Source organism: Anabaena sp. TISTR 8404 (assembly GCF_056847745.1).
In genome coordinates this window covers 3,720,564-3,740,542 of record NZ_CP180578.1, presented here as the reverse complement: position 1 = coordinate 3,740,542, position 19,979 = coordinate 3,720,564, and the positions used below count along the sequence as shown (strand labels likewise).

The window sequence follows — 19,979 nt, the reverse complement described above, 5'->3', positions numbered from 1 at the left end:
CCTTCAACTTATATTCCGTTTTAGTAGCGTTAGAGTTCGGGTCAGGTAAAACTCACCCATCCACGCTGTCTCACAGATTAATTACGATCTGTTACGACTATATCATAGTCATAACGATTCTGAGTAGCAAATGACCAATTTAGATACAAGAGAATGGTTACTCACCAATGGCTTAGGCAGTTTTGCCAGTGGTACAGTTTCTGATGTCCGCACACGCACTTACCACGGTTGGTTGTTTGCTGCTACAAATCCGCCGTCTGGGCGCACCTTATTGTTATCGCACTTAGAAGCCAGCTTGGAAATATCAAAGAGTGTTGTGGCTTTGGGGACAAATATCTGGGGTAGTGGTGAGATTAAGCCAACAGGTTACGAACTACTGCGCTCTTTCGATATTAACCCAGTTCCCAAATGGATTTGGGGTGAAGATAACTGGCAATTAAGCAGGCAATTGCTAATGCCCTATGGTTTAGAGGGGAGTAGGGAATTGGGAGTAGGGAGTAGGGAACATAGCCACCACTCTCATCGAATATTGATTCACTATCGTTATGACGGTGCAGAAACAGCCATTCTAAGACTACGATTACTGATTTGCGATCGCGACTTTCATCATCAACAAACTGCCGCAGGCTTACAATTTTCGCAATTACTGGGACAACAGCAAGTTTGCCTACAAGCGATCGCATCTGGAAGTTTCGGTAAACCTTGGTACTTACGTTGGACACAAGGCAAATATCAAGCAGACGCATTTTGGTATTGGAATTACGTTTTACCAGAAGAAACACGCCGGGGATTAAGTGATTATGAAGACCTTTATAGCCCTGGCTATTTAACCGTCACTCTCCAGCCAGGAGATACCATAACTTTAGAAGCACGTTTGGGTTTTCCTGACCCACAACAAAGCCCTTTAGTACCTGAAAGCTTTGCAGAAGCAGTAGAGGCAGAGCAAGAAAGACTCTGCCAAATTTTTGGATGCAGTAAAAAAGGAAATGGCGACTGGGAATTAGGGACTGAAGGCGGGGAACTATTAAAAAGTAAGGATGCAGGGGAGACGAAAACAGAGAGAAACATATTTTCCCCTTGCCCCTTGCCCCCTGCCCCATTTCCTTCTTCCGATACCCAATCCCTAATCTGGCAACACTTACTAAAAGCCAGCGATCAATTTATTGTTTATCGAGCTTCTACTAGTAGCCCTACACTCATAGCTGGTTATCACTGGTTTAATGACAGAGGACGTGATACTTTAATTGCCTTACCGGGCATAGCATTAGTTACGCAGCGCTATGAATTAGCAAAAGGATTATTACAGACTTTTGGGCATTACTGCCGCCACGGTTTAATTCCTAATGCGTTTCCTGATGGTGGTGGTGAGCCATATTACAACAGTATTGATGCAGCGTTATGGTGGATTGAAACATTAGGTCTTTACTTAGAAGCTACTCAAGACTGGGAGTTCTTAGTAGACCAATTTCCTGTAGTCCAGCAAATCCATAAAGCCTTTGTTGGTGGTACACGTTATAACATCCAGGTTGATGCTACTGATGGATTAGTAGGCTGGTATGCACGCGGTGTAGCCTTGACTTGGATGGACGCATTAGTTAACGGTCAGCCTGTCACTCCTCGTCATGGTAAGCCAGTAGAAATCAATGCCTTATGGTATTCAGCTTTGTGTTGGATGAGCCAATGGGCAAAACGCTTAAGTCAGATGCAAGTAGGAGATGCAGCACGTTTGGCTAAACAGGCGCAGCGTTATGCACAGCAAGCACAACAGGTCAAAGTTTCGCTACAAAAATTCTGGAATCCAATATTGGGGTACTTGTACGACACTATTGAGCCGGACGATCGCCGCAATTCTCAAATCCGACCTAATGCTGTTTTGGCGCTATCTCTACATCATTGTGGATTTTCGCAACAGCAAGGTCGTCAGGTACTGGACTTAGCCACTTATCGCTTGCTGACTCCCTATGGTCTTCGCAGTCTTGATGCTATCGATCCAGAATACGTAGGCAAGTACATAGGTAGCCCCCACGATCGCGATCGCGCTTACCATCAAGGTACAGTTTGGAGTTGGTTAATTGGGCCGTTTACTCGTGCTTGGCAGCGTTTTTACCCCAAAGAACCCCTGCCTTTTAGCTGGCAGCCTCTTATAGACCATTTTTTCTCTAATGGTTGTCTTTGCTCCATCTCCGAAATTTTTGATGGCGACCCACCACACACACCCAGAGGTGCGATCGCCCAAGCTTGGTCAGTGGCTGAGATCATGCGCCATATCAACAACTGTTAGTTTACCAACTGAATTACTTGCGTCATCTTATCAGTTCGACAAGATTGAATAGATCTTTACTGATTCACTCAGCACTCAGCACTTTTTACTTTTCACTCTTTAAATGGCTCAGGTCGGATTTGAACCAACGACCCCAGGCTTATGAGTCCCGTGCTCTAACCAACTGAGCTACTGAGCCAAAATCTTTCGCATTAATTCTTAATATAGCATATAGATTTGTTGATGACTAGTCTGTTTTCTAATTATTTTTCACACACCATCGAATCTCATGTTTAACACCACCAAGCAAAAGAGGGAGGAATACTCCCTCTTTTAACAAAGCAATAGCTGATTTGGATACAGCGGTTATATACGGTTCTGTTGCGGTGGTAGGAAGGCGATAGGGTTAACTGCACCCTTGCCAGATGGATGGATTTCAAAGTGGCTGTGAGGCCCAGTACTGAAACCAGTACTACCCATTAAAGCAATGGTTTCTCCTTGACGTACTTGCTGACCTACACGCACCAAAATCTTACTGTTATGACCATAGCGAGTCATGCTGCCATCAGGGTGGCGAATATCCACGAGATTACCGTAGCCACCTTTATTCCAGCCAGCTTTTTCAATCACACCGTCAGCCGAGGCATAAACTGGAGTTCCAGTAGCGTTAGCAACGTCAATCCCCTTGTGCATTCTTCCCCAACGCCAGCCATAACCAGAAGTAAATACTCCTTTTGCTGGCCAGATATACGCTACAGATGAAGTGGAAGGAGGAGGTATAGTTTCATCAATTGGCTTGGGCAAGTATTGATCTACTGCTGCCAAAGGCGGTAATTGTGGCGATACCTGAGTTCCCCGCGTTCTTCTGGAAGAATCAGATGCGTTGACCCCAATGGGTGGTGTTGCTACCCTGGGCTGATTCGGTAGAAATTCTGGATTAATTGGCTCATCGCTAGTAGTGCGAGTAGCACGAAATTCTGGCTTAATCGGTTCAGCGCTGTAGCTTGGCAATATTGGTGTCGGAACAGGAATTGGCACTGCAAAATTCTTAGTTCCCGATACAGGCTTAGTTACTGCCAAGTTATTAGGACTAGCTACAGGAATTGGTATGGCAACGCTGTTACTGTCAGTATCACTAATTGCTTGTGCAACAACATTTCCAGACTCTTGAGCGCGGTATTTTTGCTGTAGCCTTTGAATTTCTGCCTGTAAACTCCGCAGACGCTCGTTACTTCTGTTTATTGCTACCTTTTGCGCGGTTTGGTTTCCTGGCTGTAGTTCAGCAAAAACTTTTGGTACGGGAGTGTCACCACCTACACCGTAAGCATTAGCATTAGCAGTATTTGTTGATGTTTGGTTATTTGTTGCTGCTGTGGTTGGCTGAGCAGCATTATTGTTGTTGACAAAAACTGGTGAAACTGGTGCTAATGGTATATCGGGGTTGCTGCTGGCAGTATTAATAGGTATACCAGCTACTTTGGAGTTATTGCTCAGCTGCCCGCCAGATGGATTAACTACCACAGGTATTGGGATTGAGCCATTGCGATTAACATTTGCAGATGGCAGAACTAGCCTTTGATTGATTTTTAGCTGGTTGGGATTATCGATATTGTTGAGTCTTGCTAGTTCTGCAACTGTGGTGTTGTATCGTTTGGCGATCGCTGCTAACGTATCTCCAGGCTTAACTTCGTAAGCTGTATCAGAATCCGTTGGTGCCACTATCTGTAGTGTCGCAGGTGCCGATGTTGTTGCTATTGGCTGTATCTGCTCACTTGGAGATTTTGTCTGCTTAGTCTCTGGGAAAAATTTTGTTTTGTCCTCATCAACAAGCGCGGGCAACTTTTGTACTGCCTCTTCACTGGCGCTGGTTTGTGGCAACTTCTCTGCGACAGTTGTCTCCTGCGCTGATGCAGTAGTTTTTGCTAAATTTTTCGACTCCCCAGACCGCAACTCCGCCAGACTTGCTCTTAAACGGTTCGATTTTTCTTGCAAGTGATACAGGGCAAACTCTTGTTGTGCCTTTAGTTTAGCGTTGACTTCATCGCTGGCTGATGTAGCTTCGCTGCCTGTGGTTGGTACTTGGTTTGCAGAAAGAGCGGTTTTGGTAACAGCTGCATCATTAGCTTTTGGAATTTCCTGCGCTTCTTGATCCTTTGCTAATTGCCGCTGGTTGATGGAATTTTTGTCTGCTGCTGTTTGGGAAAGCTTCTCTGGTGCTGGAACTGGCACAGAAATTCCACTTGCCGCAACTTGTAATTTAGCTTCAAGCCCAGGCAACTGTGAAATTGCTGTTGGTTCCACAATGACAGGATTTTCTGGCATAGTCGCTGAGGAGACTAGTTTGGTCTCCAGCTTTGTGGGAGCAAATTTCACCTCAGTGTCAGGAGCAGCAGGAAGATTTGAGGCTACCTTTTGGCTACCTACAGGTGCTGCTGCTTGGGCTTGATCGCTTTGTCGAGTCACTAAAAGACTGGTTGCCCCGACGGAGATAGCCAAGCCAATCATGGCGGCTTGGGTGCTAACCCGACGATTAATCTTGGAATTTACCACATTTAACTGTTCAGCCGGGACACCATCATTGCTGGGGGTATTTTTCAGCACAGCCTTTACTCTTTTTTTCAATGCTCGTTTCAAAGACGACCTCCTATGATCACTAGCGCTTAACTGACCTCGATTTTGCAGTCGGAATACTAGTCAATGATTTAGATCACATCTAAAGATAGACCTGGATCACATTCACCAGAGATACTTACGCAAGATTAACCTGCTTCTCTGATTTAGACAAGTTTACACCTGTTAGCAAAACATAAAGTTGCTGTGCTTACTTGTCCGCTCCACTCCTCACACCCTAGAACTTTTGCTCTTTACAGTTGTCAGCGCCTACTTTACTTTACTCGCTGGGATGGGAAAAGTTGATATTAGCCGAATCTGCTTTTATTGTCAGCAATTTTAATTGCTATGACTTCTATAAAAGTGATGCCTCCTGCTGTAGATATCTTCAAGGTTTTTCTCCTTGATCCGTCTTCCCAACACGAGACTTTACGTTGATTATTCCCTAAAAGACAACCGTACAAACTCTCAAGTACTTTTGTCCTCCTGAAATATACTTATTCGGACACAATAGTACAAATGCCTTATGCGTATAGGTTTTAAGCCTTTTATTTCCTGAGACTAGGCGAATGAAATTCACCAAAATCTATCATTTAAATTTGGTATAGTCAGAAATTTAATATATAAATTTCTTATATTAAAGCTACCTAGTGAATGAGTTTTTTTCAGCAAATGTACTTAAAGTTAACTAATTATAGTATAAAAAAATCAATTTGCCTGTAATGATGTAAAATTATTAATCTAGCGAAAATCTAGTTTTCAGGTGATTTCAAACCCTTCATAAGTATAAATACTTATGAAGGGTTTGATAACAAACTACACTAAATAACCTAGTTGCCGACGAGCTTCAAACAATCCGACAGCCACACTTACCGAAAGATTGAGGCTGCGAACTCCAGGTTCAAACATGGGAATGTACAAGGTTGTATCACAAATTGATAAGGCCTCTGGAGATAAGCCTGTAGTTTCACTACCAAACAGTAGCCAATCATTGGCATCAAACTGAAATTGCGTGTAATTTGAACTACCCCTGACAGAAAAACCGAGACATCTGCCCCCACGTTGTTGATGTAAGCTTTTAAAAGCTGTCAGTGACTCATGATAATGCAGTTTCACGTAAGGCCAGTAATCTAACCCGGCTCTTTTAAGGTAGCGATCGCTAATTTCAAACCCTAATGGCCCGACTAAATGTAATTCTGTACCTGTAGCAGCGCATGTACGCGCAATATTACCTGTATTAGGGGGAATTTGCGGATTTACTAAAACTACCTGAGGCATCGTCTGTTGAACTGAGATATTGTATAAAAAGTTATATTGACAAGACAAAATCTATCAAAAGATAGAGGTTATCGATAGGTTTTATTAATAACTATTCAGTAATTTACATCGATTAGTTTTTCAAAACAAAAAATAGTCAATTTTTCCAAAAAAATCTTTGGAGAGTGTATTTTATGAACTTACAGACAAAATTACTATGTTTTTTTAGAACATAATTGTTAAGATGCGTTGAAGTTATTTGCTGGCTAATTTAAGAAAATCTACCTTACGTATGAAACCATAAGTTGTTGTCATGGGCTAGATATAGTTAACGCCTGAGTATTGGGTACTAAATACTGGCAAATAGTAGCTTTCAAATTACACAATCAATTATGAGGTTCGTTGACTGTTAACCGTAAGCAGTCAACAGTCAACCTGAAAAGCAGGCAAGCTTAGATACGCAATAGCTTATCTAACCTCAATGCTTGATTAAGCCAGCAAAGATGAACAGAGTTTGTTTTCTAGTTCGATTTCGCGTTCTTGTGTAGCTACAATAGCTTGGGTGATAACACGCTGACAGTCAAACCCTACGCTATGCAGTTGTAGCCATTGTTGGGCTTCATTACCTTCGCGCAGGATTTTATGTAGAGGAGAAAGGAAACAGCTAAAGCCTTGTTGTTTGGCGATCGCCCAAACTTCTTGATATAGTTCAGCAATCCAATCTCTGGCTAAAATGGTTCTGCCATCTTGCCAATGCCTGAGTTGGGCATCAAGGCTTGCACTAGCGGCGGCTGTTTCATTGTTAGTGGTAAGAGCAATTAGTTCTTCTGGCGAGAAAATACTGTTAGTTAAGGGATCTAAATCGGGATTTTCTATTAACTGCAACAAACGCGCTTCTAACAAGGCGGTAATTGCGAGTAAAGCAATGGGATCGGTAACTAAATCACAAATTCGTAGTTCTAGACGATTTAGATCATGAGGACGGCGATCGCCATTTGGTCGCACCGACACCCATAAATGCCGAACATTTTGCATTGTCCCAGCAACTAACTGCTCTTCTACCCACTGAATATGATGAGCATGGCTGGTAAATAGTGGTACGTAGGACGGAGTTTGGGGAAAAACACCCCAACGAGTAGAGTGATAGCCTGTGGCTTTGCCATTAAAAAAGGGCGATGAAGCACTGAGAGCGAGAAACAAAGGGGCTTCTAAGCGAATTAGCCGACACGCCCGCATTAATGTTTCTGGGTCACTAATGCCTATGTTGATATGAACGCTGGCAGTCACGACATTTGTGCCGTAGGTCTGCTCAATATAGTCATGATAAGGATTAGTTGGATCGGAACGAAAGAAGCGATCGCCCCCACTTAAAGACAGCGTACTTCCTGGAATTAAAGTGTAGTTACCCAACCGCTGGAGGTACTTTCTTAACTCTCGTCGGGGATGCAACAAAGCACACAAGAGATTTTCGTAACTTGTGGATGGATTAGTTGTGTACTCCACATTGCGACTATCTGGTTCCCGCACAAACCCCTTCAAGTCGGCAACAATCTTATCGGAGAGACCAATAATTTCACCTTGAGGTGTACCAGTGTACATCTCAATCTCAAAGCCTTTTAATAGTACCACTTACTTCTCCTTGGCTCTCCCAGCCTATTAATTGTATCGAATTAGACGATTTTCTGTATCAAGTTTGTCGTCATCTAAACGTTAAGAATCTTTTAGCGAAACATTTGTAACGACAAACTATTTTTTTTATTCCTTAGTAAATACTTAATATAAAAGTATAAATTTTATTTCTATCTTGGTATGGAGGTTCACGTATTACATTAGGTTGAAAAAACCGTACTAAAGTTATTCTGTCTTTTCCTTAGAGTCGAAATTGATGGTATACCTGACTAGCTGCACGATGCAGCAAAGAATGTCGCCATACCAGAGAATTCATATCATCTGCATAGCCACCACCAATGACGCAGGCTACTGGATAGCCTGCACTGACACAGGTACTTAAAACCTGCATTTCTCGACGGAAAAGACCAGTATCAGTTAAGGCCAATTTTCCCAAGCGATCGCCGATATGAGTATCAACACCTGCATCGTAAAATACTAAATCAGGCTTGACATCTGATAACAAATCTGGCAAGTAACTTGCCAAAATTTGTAAATAGGCTTCATCTTCTATTCCCACAGGTAAGGGAACATCCAAATCGCTTTTTTGTTTTGTACCGGGAAAATTCACTTCACAGTGCATCGAGAAAGTAAAAACACTTTCATCATCCGCGAATATGAAGGCCGTGCCGTCTCCTTGATGAACATCCAAATCTACAATTAAGATTTTCTGGACAAGTCCAAGTTTTTGCAAAACACGTGCAGCGATCGCTAAATCATTGAAAATACAAAAACCAGACCCATAATTGGGAAAGGCATGATGAGTACCGCCAGCCGTATTGCAAGCTAAACCTTGACTTAAAGCCATTTGAGCCGTAAGTATTGTACCACCAACCGCTACACAGGTACGATTTACTAGCTCTGGACTCCAAGGTAATCCAATTCGACGTTGTGCTTTATAGTCTAGGGTTCCCTCACAATATGCGTTAACGTAATCTGGTGTATGAACTAATTCGATCAACTCTTGGGATGGACGTTGTGGAGTGTGAAACTGTTCTGCTTGTGCTACGCCGTCAGATAATAGCAATTCGTACAATTTCCGGAACTTAATCATCGGAAAGCGATGTCCTTCAGGCAGTGGAGCAATGTAATCTGGATGATAAATAATTGGCAAGTCCATGTTGTTTCTTTTGAACCATAATCTGAGGTCAATTACACCTAAAAATCAGGTAAAAATAATCAAAACACCCTACCTGGAAGATACAACTTATTCTAAATTTACCTATACTGTTTATCAGTCAAAATAACTTACATTTTTATACAAAATCAAAATTTATGCAAATTATTGTTCACTAACAGAGTATTATTCATATAGAAAATTTGCCAAAACATTGACCATTTCTGATCAAAAATAGTTATGATGCAATGGATTTTGCCAATAGCATTTATTCTCGTCAGTTTGCTAGTTGGATTAATTTGTGAAAAAATTCTGTTTCCCAAGCTGAAAAATTTTATAGTGCAAAAACATATTCCTGGGGCTAGGATAATTTTTCACGCTTTACATCAAGTAGCCTTTGTTTGGTTTGTATTAGTTGGTGTTTCATCTGCTTTAGTAGCTGCTCCTAATCTCAATCCAGATTTGAAGATTGTTATCCAAAAAATTATCACTGTTATTTTTCTATTTTCAGTTACTTTAGTTTTTGCACGGCTAACTGCTGGTTTTGTTAATTTATTTATTCGGAAAGCTGAAGGAATTTCAGCTTCACTAATTTCTAATCTCGCCAAAACTGCTGTTTTAGGCTTAGGAATATTAATTATCTTACAAACAATAGGTGTACAAATTACACCTATTGTTACAACTTTAGGTGTAGGTGGTATTGCTGTTGGTTTAGCACTGCAAGATACACTAGCAAATTTATTTGCTGGGTTTTACTTAATTATTTCCAAACAAGTTAGACCTGGAGATTATGTAAAATTAGATGCAGGGCATGAAGGTTATGTTACAGACATTACTTGGCGTAATACCACTATTAAAGAGCTTTCAAATAATGTGGTGATTGTTCCTAATTCTAAATTGGCATCGGCAATTTTTACCAACTATCATCTGCCTGCTAAAGAAATTACTTTAACAATGAATGTTGGGGTAAGTTATGACAGTGATTTAGAGCAAGTAGAAAAAGTTACTGTAGAAGTAGCCAAAGAGGTAATGCAAGAGATTGCACCTGAATTAATGGAAAATAAACCCTACATTAGATTTCATACCTTTGGTGATTTTAGTATAGATTTTACTCTTTATATGCGGGTAAGCGAATACTTTGATCAAAGGATGGGTAAGCATCTATTTGTGAAGAAATTGCACAAACGCTATCAAGAATTAGGAATTTCTATTCCATTTCCCATTAGGGATGTTTATGTGCAGAATAATAGCAATTAAAAACATGGGCTAGAAAAGAAATGAAAAATACTTAAAAAATAAGGTAAAAGATAAGCAATCAAATATGATTGATATCTTTTACCATTGAGTTTTATCCTACTGTGCATTGGTAGAGACGATAAATAGCGTTTCTACAAAACTTTGGTCTTACCTTCTTCCAGGGGTTCTACCACCTTCGTCGTTACTACCACCGTGAGGGTGAGAATTACCAGGGTCACAACCTTCAGAACCGTTACCAATTCCTTGGTTACAATGACGGCGGATTTTGCCACCTTCATTTTCACTACTTTCCTCAACCTCGGCTTGCTGTTGTGTTTGTTCTACAGAGTACTGAGAGGATATATCTGCTACTTCACCAGTGCTGACTAACGCTTTATATATCAAAGCAGTCACTTCAGCTCTAGTTGCTACTTTATCAGCATTCAGAGTTTGAACATTAGGATAATTGACGATAATACCTCTGGTTGTAAGTGCAGCGATCGCATTTCGGACATCACTACGAATACTCGCAGCGTCAGAGTAAGCTGCCAAAATTGACTCTGTGGAACCGCTAAAAGTGTAGTTTAGTCCGCGTGCTAGTGATAGCAGCACTTCCAGACGAGATAAGGCTTGAGTGGGGTTAAATTTATTACCAGAAATGCCTAAAAAGCCTGTAGAATAAGCATCACGGATGGCACTGTAAGCCCAATATTTGGTAGATACATCTCTAAAACTAACGGCCTGACGAATATTGACCTTTTCAAAGGCTTGGCTAATCATCGCCGCAAATTGGGCGCGAGTTACCTGTTCGTCGGGGCGGAAAGTACCATCGGGGAAACCTTGAATCACTTGCAAAGCTGCCAACTCTGCAATAAAATCGTTAGCCCAGTGGTTGCTCGAAACATCGCTAAACTTAACTTGGATACCTTGGGCTACGCCGATTTCCCGGTAACTCATCATCATCTGACCGATGTCATAAGTAGAACTATCATCATCGCTGACTTCATTGAGTTCTACTAAGCGACCGGGTTCTGCTTTTAAAGCTTCTGCCAAGTTGTAGCTAAAACTGCTAATTGTTTGACGAACTAAGGCATATTTACCGCTGCTAAAGGAAGTTGGGTAAACGCTATTTGTGGCAACTGATGAGAAACTTTCTGTCTGGAACTGGCTAACGTTAACGGTTTGAGAACTGCTAAGGAAAGTTACTCGTTGGTCGCTAACTTGGGTGAAGTAGTCGTAGGTGCTACTACCAGAGTCAATTGTGCCGTCTTCGTCAGCATCAACTCCGTAGACAGTACGGACAACCTGATATTCAGTGGGATTAGCAGACAAAATTAAGTTAACGCTGCTGAATCCTTGCAAACATTCAAATTCGCTGTAACCAATAAAGCGGTTTTGTGTATCGTATAATCTAACAACTACGCGATCGCCTGCTTTAATACCTTTAACGAATTTCGCTTTGTGCTTCAGTTTGTATTTGTAATCACCTAAAAACCTTTCTTTGAGGTAGTTCTTGTGGCGTTTGGATTTTAAAGAAACACGGGCAATTACTTCGGAAAAGTCACCAGATGGTTGCAAAATAGCTAAGCTAAAACCTGTCTTTTTCCCTTTGACAGATGTACGAGCAGCGCTGACTTGGGTGCTGCGTTGCGCGATTGTAGTTCGCCGAATAACACTACCACTAGTTTGACGAGTACTGGTCTCTCGACGGGCGATCGCAGTTGTAATCGTCTGGGTAGACTCCTCGTCAAATTTGGCAACACTTCCAGACTCATCAGTCCGATATACCCAAACTTGCTGCTTAGCGTTGGCAACTACTACATGCCAACCAGGTACTATAGCTTGAGAGCAGATTTCTTCTGCTTTTAAACCCAAACAGCCATCAGACCAAGTTTGCTTTTGAGCTTTAACGACACGTAAAGCTGACATATCTGAACCTGTGCGCTCAGAGATAGCCTGTAAAACAGCAACTTTGACTGATTCTGGCAAGTTTGATTCGTTGGCGGCTAACTCATCAGCTAACAGTTGTTGACTTATAGAGTTAACAGGTGTTTGTGCGACGGTGGTAGAGAACCGAGGAGCTGCGGATGCGGAAAAAATTGGAGAGAACATTGCTACAGAAGTTGCAGCAACAATAACTTTGCTCAAATGAGCTAAAGAATGAGTTTTTTTGTGTTTCATCTCACACCGTACCAATCGGCTATTAAGTGAAGAGAAGATGAATTCTCTTGACCTATTAATCCCTTTGTGTAGATGAAACTAACATGGCAAATTTACTCATAGTCTGACTTAACCAACTTCTGTAGCAACTTGCATGAACTGTAGAATTAGCTCTGTGACTGCTATTACAGGGGATGAATGACTATATGTAAGTCTACGTAGTTCTCTTGTTGCGATATGTTAATTTTTTACTCAAGACCGCAACTTAACTGGAAGTCGTTTAAAAATAGCATTTCGCCCGAAATTCTCTAGACTTTACTATATGAAGTAATAGTTTAGGAATCTTAATAATGACTTTAACAACCCAGCAATTAGTTTCAGTAGATTTAGACAAACTAATTTGGACTTGGCAGGGGCATAAAATTCAATACACTGTCATGGGTACAGGCAAGCCTTTGGTACTAGTTCATGGCTTTGGGGCTTCTATTGGACACTGGCGCAAAAATATCCCGGTGTTAGCTGATGCTGGTTACAAAGTTTATGCAGTGGATTTGTTGGGTTTTGGAGGTTCAGATAAACCGCCGCTAAATTACTGTGTAGAAATTTGGGTAGAACTACTGAAAGATTTTTGGACGGCGCACATTCAAGAACCTGCGGTGTTTATTGGTAACTCCATTGGCGCACTTATAAGCTTGATAGTATTGACAGAACATCCAGAAATTACCGCTGGTGGGGTTTTGATTAATTCGGCGGGTGGTTTGAGTCATCGTCCTCACGAATTAAACCCACCGTTACGCATTGTCATGGCAACATTTAATCGCGTGGTGCGATCGCCGCTCACTGGTAAATTTGTCTTTAACCGCATTCGCCAAAAATCCCAAATTCGCCGCACCCTATACCAGGTTTACCGCAACCGGGCTGCTGTTACTGATGAATTAGTTGATTTACTTTATACTCCCTCTTGCGATCCGGGAGCGCAACAAGTTTTTGCTTCCATCCTCACAGCGCCTCCTGGCCCTAGTCCAGCGGAACTTTTACCCAAAGTTGAACGTCCACTGTTAGTGATTTGGGGCGCTGATGACCCCTGGACACCCATCACTGGGGCGAAGATTTACGAAGAGGCGCGAGCGAATGGTAAAGATATTAAAATTATTCCCATTCCTAATGCCGGTCATTGTCCCCACGATGAAGTTCCAGAAATTGTCAACACCCAAATGATTGATTGGTTAACACAAGTCTGAAGTGTAAAGTATGAAGTCTGAAGTATGAAATGCTAATACCATTTTGGATTTTGGATTGTGAAAGGGTTTGTTGGTAAGCTTTTCAGCACTCCATCTGTCGCAATTATTTTTCAAATTGGTATAACAAGTCTTGAATACAACATCAAAAAGTTTTCAGATATCCTCTAATTTTGGTGTTTATCTTTCAGACTTCATACTTCATCCTTCATACTTTATTTGCCGGGTGGGTACCTTTTATTCTTATGGCACCTTGACAAAATCAAACTCAGGTGGTGTGTAATGGAGCTTGATGTGCGTAATAAAGGGACAATTCCCGTAAGTCACTATGCAGATTTTTCTCAGCAAGGCTATCAAGTTATTCGAGAACTGGGACAAAATCAAGAAGCTGGACGCATTACTTACTTAGCTAGTGTTCGTAAAACTCAACAACAAGTAGTAATTAAACAGTTTAGCTTTGCCAATGAAACTGCTGACTGGTCAGGTTCAAAAGCCTACGAATGCGAAATTGCCATCTTGCAGCAAATTGATCATCCGCGTATTCCCCGCTACATAAATTCTTTTGCCACAGCAGAAAACTTTTATTTAGTGCAAGAGTATAAAAATGCTTTGTGTTTAGGGACAAAACGTTGTTTTTCTCCAACAGAAGTCAAGCAGATAGCAATCTCACTCTTAGAAATTTTGGTTTATTTACAACAGCAAGTTGACCCAATTATCCATCGAGATATTAAACCAGAAAATGTTTTAGTTGATGAGCAACTCAACGCTTATTTGGTAGATTTTGGTTTGGCTCGCCGACAAAGTGCAAAAATAGCTTTGACTACCTTATCCGCAGGTACTCCTGGTTTTATTCCCCCAGAAGAACAGTTTGGTGATACTTTGACACAGGCTTCAGATTTGTATAGTGTCGGGGTAATCTTAATTTGCTTACTCACCAATACCCATGCTGTGAATATGGGTAAGTTTGTGAGTAATAGCAGCTTACAATTTCCTAAGTTAGGACACGATATAAATCCACGTTTTCAGTCATGGTTAATTACAATGGTGCAGCCTAACAGGAAAAATCGTTATCCGAATGCAGCTGTTGCTTTAGCAGCACTTAGGTCAATTCCAGTTACTGGTAATGCTTCTGTTATCGAAATTTTACTGGCTGCGATGAAGTTGAAAAAACGCACAGCCATGTTTGCTTTAGCCGTACTTGGGATGCTTGGAGTAGCAGTCACAACGTTAGTATTTTCCCAACAGGGTGGTGCAGCCCAGCAATTAGAAGAAAGCACATCTTTAATTGATTTCCAATAAACCTGGAGGCGGTGTAATTTCAACGCGCCGAGTTTCTATATCTACAACTGGTGTAATTTCTTTAACAAAGGGAATTAAAACTTTTTTTTGTCCTTTCTCACTGGCGATTAATTCCACTTCTAGTAAATCATTGCCAGCCGGGATGACATCTACCACCTTCCCTAGCAGTTCACCGGATGCTTGGAGATAAACTTCCAAGCCAATCAAATCGACAACATGATATTCATCTTCACCTAATTCGGGGCGATCGCTTGCGGGTACAAATAATCTACAATCACGCAATTCCTCTGCTTGGTTGCGATTTTCTACCCCAGCTATGGTAACTACGTATAAATTTTTGCCTTCTAAGTAACGACCACTCAATAATTCTATGGGTTGTGGTTCTATATCACCAGGACGCAAAATCCAACGTGTTCCTGGCACTTCAAAGCGTTCAGGAAAGTCAGTTTCAGGATAAACCCTCATTTCCCCAGCCAACCCTTGAGGGGCAACAATTTTCCCAATTTCTAACCAATCATCTAATTTTAGATTTTGGATTTTAGATTTTGGATTAGCATTCGGGGATTGAGTTTTTTGGGTGTTTGTATTGCCCTGTGCTTTTCTATTTCCTTTGTGTTTTTTCGTTTCTTCGCTATTCATTCCTATCTATCCAATTAGTAAAGCACGGCAGAAGGCTGGAAGTTTTTAAACTTCCAGCCTTCTACCTTCTGCCTTCTTACGCACTCACCACCGCACGCTGATAAACTTGCTCGGCTGCTTTGGCTAGACGTTGCATTCCAGCTACAATCTCATCATCACTGCCAGTCAAGCTAATGCGTAAACATTGGTGTTTGTGTTGCCATTCTTCCTTCAAACCAGGGAAGAAGGTACTACCAGGAACCACAATTACCCCGACTTTTTTAAGTTCTTGGTAAAATTCCCAATCAGTAATGGGTAAATCTTTTAACCACAACCATGCAAAGATTGCACCTTCGCCTCGATGGAGGAACCAAGGTAAATCTTTGGGCATAGCAGCTTCTAAGGTATTTTCGAGAACTGTAAACTTCTTCTGGTAAAAAGGACGAATAACTTGTTCAGAAATTTCTACCAAACTACCAGAGTTAATAGCACGAGCGGCGATCGCCTGTCCATAGCGTGAGGGATGAATGCACATATTTGTCTGGAAGCACTCCAGAACTTGAATAAGTTTTTCATCACCAATAGCTACACCAATGCGTTCCCCAGGTAATCCGGCTTTCGACAAACTCATACAATGAATAATGTTCTCGCCAAACACTGGCTTCATCTCGGTGAAGTTTAACGCCGGGAAAGGTGGCGCATAAGCTGAATCAATCAATACAGGTACATTGTAAGTTGCAGCTAAGGCGGCAATTTTTTTCACCTCATCCTCTGTCATTACGTTACCTGTGGGGTTGCAGGGACGAGAAAAGATAATGCAGCCAGTTTTCTCGGTCACTGACAATTGACTAAAGTCGGGGCGATATTTGAATTTATGGTTAGCTGCATCAATATCCAGAGTTGGTTTGTAAGCAACTAAAGCCTCCGGGAACAAGCACACACCACCATAACCCGTATAGTCGGGACTCAAGGGTAAAACAATTTGCCGCAGTTCACCATTGCTAGTGTAGCCACCAAAGGCATTTGCAGCGTAGAAATAGAGGGTTTGGCTACCGGGAGTAATTAAGATATTGCGAGGAGTTAAGTTTAAACCATAGCGCTGATTGAAGTCCTTAGCGATCGCTTCAATTAATGGCGCATAACCTTGGCTTGAACCATAACGACAAACAACTTCCCCATATTCAGAACTAGCCAAAAGTTCTGCTGTTGCATCCCGCCACAACTGTTCTACCTCTGGCAAAATCAACGGGTTTCCCGCACTCAAATTAATTAATTCCTGCCCCCCACTTGCTTGTAACGTTTCTACAATGTCCTTCATAATCGCTCGTACACCAGTTAGGTTGGACATTTGAGCGCCAATTTTAGTTAGGGCAGGGTTCATAAGCTTTGTACAATTAGAAGTAACTGAGGGGTTGACAAAATTAAGAAAGTTGTGCGGCTGATAGATATCATCTTCCAAGTTTGCCGCCTGTAACTAATGTACCAATCTCACAAGAAAATGCAATTTTAGTTAATCTACAGCAAAAATTAAAAAAGATATTACAACCATCCTCCGATATAAACTCATAAAAGCTTATTAATGAAACTTATATACAGGAGAGTTAAGGCGTGGAAGTTAAAGCAGCAGTAGCTTATGGCGCGGGTAAGCCGTTAACTATTGAAACTGTGCAATTATCAGGGCCACAAGCTGGAGAAGTTTTAGTAGAAATTAAAGCTTCGGGAGTTTGTCACACTGATGCCTATACTCTTTCTGGGGCTGATCCTGAAGGTTTGTTTCCGGCAATTTTAGGTCATGAAGGCGCTGGTGTAGTCGTCGAAGTGGGTGCTGGTGTCACCAGTGTCAAACCAGGAGATCATGTCATTCCTCTGTATACCCCAGAATGCCGCCAGTGTGAATATTGTCTGAGCCTCAAAACCAATCTCTGTCAAGCAATTCGCGCTACTCAAGGACGCGGCGTAATGCCCGATGGTACAAGTCGGTTTAGTATCAGTGGCGAAATGATTCACCACTACATGGGTACATCCACCTTTGCCAATTACACAGTATTACCAGAAATTGCTGTCGCCAAAATTCGAGAAGATGCCCCCTTTGACAAGGTTTGTTACATTGGTTGCGGTGTAACCACAGGTATTGGTGCAGTTATTTATACAGCCAAGGTAGAACCAGGCGCAAAAGTTGTCGTGTTCGGCTTGGGTGGTATTGGTTTAAATGTGATCCAAGGAGCGCGGATGGTAGGAGCCGATATGATTGTGGGGGTAGATATTAATTCCAACAAACGCGCCTTAGCCGAAAAGTTTGGGATGACGCACTTTGTTAACCCCAACGAAGTTGAGGGTGATTTAGTTAGTTATTTGGTTGATTTAACCAAAGGTGGCGCTGACTATACTTTTGAATGTATTGGGAACGTCAAAGTTATGCGTCAAGCATTAGAATGCTGCCATAAAGGTTGGGGTGTCAGCGTAATTATTGGTGTGGCTGGTGCAGGACAAGAAATCAGCACTCGCCCATTTCAATTAGTAACAGGAAGAGTGTGGAAAGGTTCAGCTTTTGGTGGTGCAAGAGGACGCACAGATGTACCGAAAATTGTTGATTGGTATATGGATGGCAAGATAAATATCGATGATTTAATTACTCATGTTATGCCAATTGAACAAATTAATCACGCTTTGGAATTAATGCACAAAGGCGAATCTATTCGCAGTGTAGTGACATTTTAGGTTGATAGATTAAAGGGCGGGGTAAACTACACCCCGACAAATTATTGATAATTTGATTGCTACCAAACTTGGGAGATGAAAATGGTTACTACCAGTGAAGTTATCAACAGCAATCTTAAAGAAAAACCATTTGCAGAAAAGCGCGTCACGTTGCAGAACATCAGTTGGGATGCTTATGAGAAAATTCTTGATGCTTTGGGTGATAATCGTGCAGCCCGACTCACATATTATCAGGGAATGTTGGAGATTATGACTCCTTTAGAAGAACATGAAAGTGCTAATAGTTTAGTTGGTCAATTGATTGAATTACTGGCAGAAGAGCTTAATTTTAATCTCAAGAGTATGGGTTCGACTACACTCAAAATTCCAATTCTCAAGTCTAGTCCAGAACCTGATAAGTGTTACTACATTCAAAATGAGCCTCTTGTGAGAGGTAAAATAGTAGATTTATCAGTAGATCCACCACCAGATTTGATTTTAGAAGTAGATATAACTCATACAGATATCAACAAGAAACAAATGTATCAGGACATGAAAGTTCCTGAATTTTGGCGTTACAACGGGACAAAATTAACTATTTATCTTTTAGAGAAAGGTGAGTATCAAGAATCAGATATTAGTGCAACATTTTCTCTACTAACTAAATCAATGGTTTATGAGTTTTTAGCACAATGCAAAACTCAAGGAGAAACCCAAACTAAACGTGCTTTCCGTAAAAAAATACAAACATTACTCCAACAATAAGTTTACCTGTTGGCGATGATTCGAGGGCATAAAAGTTCACTTAGATTTAATTATGCAAACACCACAAAGCCAACCAACAAATCTCTATGAAACAGATTTTTATGCTTGGAGTCAGCAACAAGCTAACTTACTGCGTCAGCAACAATGGCATCAACTTGACTTGGCTAATTTAATCGAGGAGATTGAATCTTTGGGGAGAAAGGAACGCCAAGAATTACGAAATCGCCTCAGCATATTAATTGGACATTTGTTGAAATGGGAATATCAACCCACAAAACGCAGTCGTAGTTGGTTAGCTACAATTCGCATCCAACGTTTAGATACTGCGGAAATACTAATAGAAAATCCTAGCTTACAATCATATTTACCAGAAATTTTTGAAAAAGCGTACATTAAAGCAATTGCTTTAGCTACTGTAGAAACTAATCTTCCAATTAAAACTTTCCCACAACATTGCCCTTATTCTTTAAAAGAAATTTTAAGCGATCGCTTTTATCCTGGCGAACCTGCAAGCGATGATTTGATGGAGTAAAATTTAATTAAGTTTTCACTATGCAAACACCACAAAACAAACATACAAATCTTTATGAAACAGATTTTTATGCTTGGAGTCAGCAACAAGCTAACTTACTGCGTCAGCAACAATGGCATCAACTTGACTTGGGGAATTTAATCGAGGAGATTGAATCTTTGGGGAGAAAGGAACGCCAAGAATTGAGAAATCGCCTCAGCATATTAATTGGACATTTGTTGAAATGGGAATATCAACCGACAAAACGTAGTCGTAGTTGGTTAGCTACAATTCGCATCCAACGCCGGGAAATCCTCAAATTACTAGCAGAAAATCCTAGTTTACAGTCTTATTTAGAAACAGCAATTTATGAAGCTTATGAAAATGCTAGAGATTTAGCATCAGGAGAAACTAACCTGCCAATTTCAAATTTTCCTCAGCAATGTTTGTATATGTTAGCTGAGATTATTAATGAAAGCTTTTATCCTGGCGAACCTGCAAGCGACGATTTAATGGAATAATAGCGATCGCAACAACTTCGCT

General features: G+C 41.2%; 15 protein-coding genes and 1 tRNA gene. 8 read left to right on the top strand and 8 right to left on the bottom strand.

The features are described from left to right. Positions 1–130 precede the first annotated feature (130 nt). Positions 131–2,281: an amylo-alpha-1,6-glucosidase gene (locus tag ACMX3D_RS16125; RefSeq protein ID WP_482746905.1), complete on the top strand. Its 2,151-nt coding sequence runs from the start codon at positions 131–133 to the stop codon at positions 2,279–2,281. Positions 2,282–2,385: 104 nt separating this feature from the next. Here the strand turns inward: ACMX3D_RS16125 and ACMX3D_RS16120 are convergent. The 5 genes from ACMX3D_RS16120 to ACMX3D_RS16100 form a co-directional block, all read right to left on the bottom strand. Further along, positions 2,386–2,459, bottom strand: a tRNA-Met gene (locus tag ACMX3D_RS16120). A gap of 167 nt (positions 2,460–2,626) precedes the next feature. Then, a complete protein-coding gene (locus ACMX3D_RS16115) occupies positions 2,627–4,861 on the bottom strand; it encodes a peptidoglycan DD-metalloendopeptidase family protein (RefSeq protein ID WP_482746904.1) in 2,235 nt (744 codons plus the stop codon). An 825-nt stretch (positions 4,862–5,686) separates the two neighbouring features. Then, entirely contained in the window at positions 5,687–6,148 is a 462-nt protein-coding gene (locus ACMX3D_RS16110; protein ID WP_482746903.1) for a tRNA (cytidine(34)-2'-O)-methyltransferase, read from the bottom strand. Between the two features lie 468 nt (positions 6,149–6,616). Beyond that, positions 6,617–7,756 carry a glutamate--cysteine ligase gene (gene gshA / locus ACMX3D_RS16105; protein WP_482746902.1) on the bottom strand — a complete coding sequence of 380 codons (1,140 nt, stop codon included), beginning with the start codon at positions 7,754–7,756 and terminating at the stop codon, positions 6,617–6,619. Positions 7,757–7,997: 241 nt separating this feature from the next. Beyond that, complete coding sequence (locus ACMX3D_RS16100) at positions 7,998–8,915, bottom strand: histone deacetylase family protein (RefSeq protein ID WP_482746901.1); 918 nt, start codon at positions 8,913–8,915, stop codon at positions 7,998–8,000. A gap of 237 nt (positions 8,916–9,152) precedes the next feature. Between ACMX3D_RS16100 and ACMX3D_RS16095 the strand changes: the two genes are divergently transcribed. Beyond that, a complete protein-coding gene (locus ACMX3D_RS16095) occupies positions 9,153–10,169 on the top strand; it encodes a mechanosensitive ion channel family protein (RefSeq protein WP_482746900.1) in 1,017 nt (338 codons plus the stop codon). 147 nt (positions 10,170–10,316) lie between these two features. On the opposite strand, the gene ACMX3D_RS16090 is transcribed toward ACMX3D_RS16095, so the two are convergent. After that, on the bottom strand, positions 10,317–12,329 hold the full coding sequence (locus tag ACMX3D_RS16090; protein ID WP_482746899.1) for an S-layer homology domain-containing protein: 2,013 nt from the start codon (positions 12,327–12,329) through the stop codon (positions 10,317–10,319). A 329-nt stretch (positions 12,330–12,658) separates the two neighbouring features. Here ACMX3D_RS16090 and ACMX3D_RS16085 point away from each other — a divergent pair, with 329 nt between their 5' ends. Both ACMX3D_RS16085 and ACMX3D_RS16080 read left to right on the top strand, forming a co-directional pair. After that, a complete protein-coding gene (locus ACMX3D_RS16085) occupies positions 12,659–13,549 on the top strand; it encodes an alpha/beta fold hydrolase (RefSeq protein WP_482746898.1) in 891 nt (296 codons plus the stop codon). A gap of 279 nt (positions 13,550–13,828) precedes the next feature. Beyond that, a complete protein-coding gene (locus tag ACMX3D_RS16080; protein ID WP_482746897.1) occupies positions 13,829–14,845 on the top strand; it encodes a serine/threonine protein kinase in 1,017 nt (338 codons plus the stop codon). Here ACMX3D_RS16080 and rimM read toward each other — a convergent pair. Further along, positions 14,828–15,484, bottom strand: a complete 657-nt coding sequence (gene rimM / locus ACMX3D_RS16075) for a ribosome maturation factor RimM (protein WP_482746896.1) — start codon at positions 15,482–15,484, stop codon at positions 14,828–14,830. The genes ACMX3D_RS16080 and rimM overlap by 18 nt on opposite strands. Before the next feature lie 76 nt (positions 15,485–15,560). After that, positions 15,561–16,844: a valine--pyruvate transaminase gene (locus ACMX3D_RS16070; protein ID WP_482746895.1), complete on the bottom strand. Its 1,284-nt coding sequence runs from the start codon at positions 16,842–16,844 to the stop codon at positions 15,561–15,563. A 227-nt stretch (positions 16,845–17,071) separates the two neighbouring features. Here ACMX3D_RS16070 and ACMX3D_RS16065 point away from each other — a divergent pair, with 227 nt between their 5' ends. The 4 genes from ACMX3D_RS16065 to ACMX3D_RS16050 all read left to right on the top strand — a co-directional run bounded on the left by ACMX3D_RS16065 (position 17,072) and on the right by ACMX3D_RS16050 (position 19,957). Beyond that, positions 17,072–18,181 (top strand): S-(hydroxymethyl)glutathione dehydrogenase/class III alcohol dehydrogenase, encoded by a 1,110-nt coding sequence (locus ACMX3D_RS16065; RefSeq protein ID WP_482746894.1) that lies wholly within the window; start codon positions 17,072–17,074, stop codon positions 18,179–18,181. Positions 18,182–18,262: 81 nt separating this feature from the next. After that, positions 18,263–18,925 carry a Uma2 family endonuclease gene (locus ACMX3D_RS16060; protein ID WP_482746893.1) on the top strand — a complete coding sequence of 221 codons (663 nt, stop codon included), beginning with the start codon at positions 18,263–18,265 and terminating at the stop codon, positions 18,923–18,925. 52 nt (positions 18,926–18,977) lie between these two features. Next, positions 18,978–19,457: a DUF29 domain-containing protein gene (locus ACMX3D_RS16055; protein WP_482746892.1), complete on the top strand. Its 480-nt coding sequence runs from the start codon at positions 18,978–18,980 to the stop codon at positions 19,455–19,457. A 20-nt stretch (positions 19,458–19,477) separates the two neighbouring features. Beyond that, on the top strand, positions 19,478–19,957 hold the full coding sequence (locus ACMX3D_RS16050; protein ID WP_482746891.1) for a DUF29 domain-containing protein: 480 nt from the start codon (positions 19,478–19,480) through the stop codon (positions 19,955–19,957). The last annotated feature ends 22 nt before the right edge of the window (positions 19,958–19,979 follow it).

What these genes read in the sequence shown, in the direction of transcription:
- ACMX3D_RS16125 (WP_482746905.1), top strand. Translation starts at nt 131, where the DNA reads ATGACCAATTTAGATACAAGAGAATGGTTACTCACCAATGGCTTAGGC.
- ACMX3D_RS16110 (WP_482746903.1), bottom strand. Translation starts at nt 6,148, where the DNA reads ATGCCTCAGGTAGTTTTAGTAAATCCGCAAATTCCCCCTAATACAGGT.
- ACMX3D_RS16100 (WP_482746901.1), bottom strand. Translation starts at nt 8,915, where the DNA reads ATGGACTTGCCAATTATTTATCATCCAGATTACATTGCTCCACTGCCT.
- ACMX3D_RS16095 (WP_482746900.1), top strand. Translation starts at nt 9,153, where the DNA reads ATGATGCAATGGATTTTGCCAATAGCATTTATTCTCGTCAGTTTGCTA.
- ACMX3D_RS16090 (WP_482746899.1), bottom strand. Translation starts at nt 12,329, where the DNA reads ATGAAACACAAAAAAACTCATTCTTTAGCTCATTTGAGCAAAGTTATT.
- ACMX3D_RS16085 (WP_482746898.1), top strand. Translation starts at nt 12,659, where the DNA reads ATGACTTTAACAACCCAGCAATTAGTTTCAGTAGATTTAGACAAACTA.
- ACMX3D_RS16080 (WP_482746897.1), top strand. Translation starts at nt 13,829, where the DNA reads ATGGAGCTTGATGTGCGTAATAAAGGGACAATTCCCGTAAGTCACTAT.
- rimM (WP_482746896.1), bottom strand. Translation starts at nt 15,484, where the DNA reads ATGAATAGCGAAGAAACGAAAAAACACAAAGGAAATAGAAAAGCACAG.
- ACMX3D_RS16070 (WP_482746895.1), bottom strand. Translation starts at nt 16,844, where the DNA reads ATGAACCCTGCCCTAACTAAAATTGGCGCTCAAATGTCCAACCTAACT.
- ACMX3D_RS16060 (WP_482746893.1), top strand. Translation starts at nt 18,263, where the DNA reads ATGGTTACTACCAGTGAAGTTATCAACAGCAATCTTAAAGAAAAACCA.
- ACMX3D_RS16055 (WP_482746892.1), top strand. Translation starts at nt 18,978, where the DNA reads ATGCAAACACCACAAAGCCAACCAACAAATCTCTATGAAACAGATTTT.
- ACMX3D_RS16050 (WP_482746891.1), top strand. Translation starts at nt 19,478, where the DNA reads ATGCAAACACCACAAAACAAACATACAAATCTTTATGAAACAGATTTT.